General features: G+C 37.7%; 1 protein-coding gene and 1 pseudogene. One reads left to right on the top strand and one right to left on the bottom strand.

What is annotated here, in order from left to right:
• Positions 1 to 23: 23 nt before the first annotated feature.
• Positions 24 to 1,373, bottom strand: a complete 1,350-nt coding sequence (locus tag HMPREF9420_RS00935) for a DUF389 domain-containing protein (protein ID WP_044078648.1) — start codon at positions 1,371 to 1,373, stop codon at positions 24 to 26.
• A 53-nt stretch (positions 1,374 to 1,426) separates the two neighbouring features.
• Here HMPREF9420_RS00935 and HMPREF9420_RS12985 point away from each other — a divergent pair.
• Positions 1,427 to 1,987, top strand: a pseudogene (locus HMPREF9420_RS12985) (transposase).
• Positions 1,988 to 2,053: the final 66 nt, after the last annotated feature.

Raw genomic sequence — 2,053 nt, 5'->3', positions numbered from 1 at the left:
GGTCGCGTTAATGTAAGATATGATTATGGAGTTATTATCAATCTGAGACTATCTGCTTTACAACGTTCCTTAAGCCAGAGTTGTAGTCTTTGTCTGTTTGAACTATTAAATCTTAACTTACTGTTTATAATTGCAACTATATATCTTTTGTGATTGGCTGAATCTGTCTCAAATTCTTTGATATTTGAGATACTGATTTGACTAACAGAAGGAAAAAGTTGTTTCATCTCACCGGAAACTTCAGAACTTAAAGACTCGTAACGTGTATAGGTTTCCAATTGTTTTTCCAACTCATGAATTTGTTGTGATTGTTCTATCATTTTTTTGTCATTAGCTTCCCTTGACATTGTGACTGTAGAAAGTTCTTTACTCATGAGTAATAGGCTGTCGGATTGGGCTCCCTGAATAATATTGAGCTTGTAGTCGGCCAACTGATACTCGGATAGCTTCTTGCTTGCTTTCTTGATGGTATCATGCGAAATTATTTTCCCCAAAGCAACTATATTGAGCATTTTGTCATGCTCATTGATATTCTGTGATAAAATATGTGTACCTTTAAACGTCAGTTCTTCCCTTACAAAGCTCCTTAGATTATTTTTAGTAATGCTCTGTTTAATGATAAGCATGGTCATATATGCAGCAGGGAGCATGGTCAATACCACGACAGCCATCATAAATCTTTTAACCTTGACTATCTTTTCGGCATCAATGATGGTGGTCTGCCTGAATTTGATCATTCTGGTTCCAACGAAAGTTGCCAGACAAATAAAAACGGTATTGATAAAGAATAGATAGAAAGCCCCAAAGAAATAGGATAAATTTCCAACTGCAATTCCATATCCAGCTGTACACAGTGGTGGCATAAGTGCTGTGGCAATTGCTACGCCCGGAATAACATTACCTTTGCCTTTTGTAGTCAATGCTATGAATCCGGCAGCTCCACCTAAAAGAGCAATCAGCACATCATAGAGCGATGGAGAAGTTCGTGCCAATAATTCTGATTGTGCTTCGTTCAAAGGTGTAATTAAAAAATAAATGGTGGCTGTGAGCACACTGATAACCGTAGCTATCAGATAATTGATTGCCGAACGTTTCAACAATCCAATATCATAAATACCAACAGCCAATCCAATACCGATGATAGGTCCCATTAAGGGGGAAATCAGCATGGCACCAATGATAACTGCCGTAGAATTGATATTTAATCCCAAAGAAGCAATGAAGATAGCAAAAATCAATATCCATAGCTGTGCTCCATGGAAGCTAATGGAACTTTCCACATTCTCAATCGTAGTCTGTTCATCTTCCTTGTCAGCATTAATATTGAAGTATTTTTTTAGCATTTTGAAGAATGATAAATCTTGGTGTTTCATAAGAATAACTTTTTTAGAGTCGCTTGCAAAGATATAAAAAAAAGTTGAGACCTCTGCAAAACCCCTTCTACAAAAAGTTATACTCTCCAAGTTTTGCTGACCTATTCCTTGGGCAAAGAAAGGTCAAGCAGACATTATTTTCACAAATAAATACAATCATTGATTGGACACCTATTCGTGCTATAATAGAAGTGGCTTATACAAAAGGCTATAAGTCTACTGGCCGGCCCAGCTATGACAGCCTTGTTTTATTCAAGATTAAATTACTCCGCACCTGATATGGTCTGAGTGACGGAGAAGTTGAAGAGCAGGTTAACGATCGCTTGTCTTTTAGTCGCTTTGCAGGTCTTGGCATGGAAGATATTGTTCCTGATAGTACTACTGTGACACAGAAGCCCGTTGGGTAAAGAAGATGGGAAAGTTCCACTTCGGTTACAAGCGTCACATGGTAACGGATGAAAACGGATTGGTGCTTGCCGAGGAAACGACAGCTGCCAATGAAAGTGGCAAGATACGTTGGACTATCAAAAACACAGGCGCAGAATATTATGGAATCATTTGCCTACAACTTGTACCGAACAACAGGGATTATTGTGTCAAATTGTATCAGATAATATGAAAATACACCGATAAAAGATTATTATCTACTCAAAAATAACCTCCAACGGAATCTTTTGATC

Source organism: Segatella salivae DSM 15606 (assembly GCF_000185845.1).
Lineage (GTDB): Bacteria > Bacteroidota > Bacteroidia > Bacteroidales > Bacteroidaceae > Prevotella > Prevotella salivae.
Note: the sequence above shows the minus strand (reverse complement) of the source record. Positions and strands in the feature narration are given on the sequence as shown.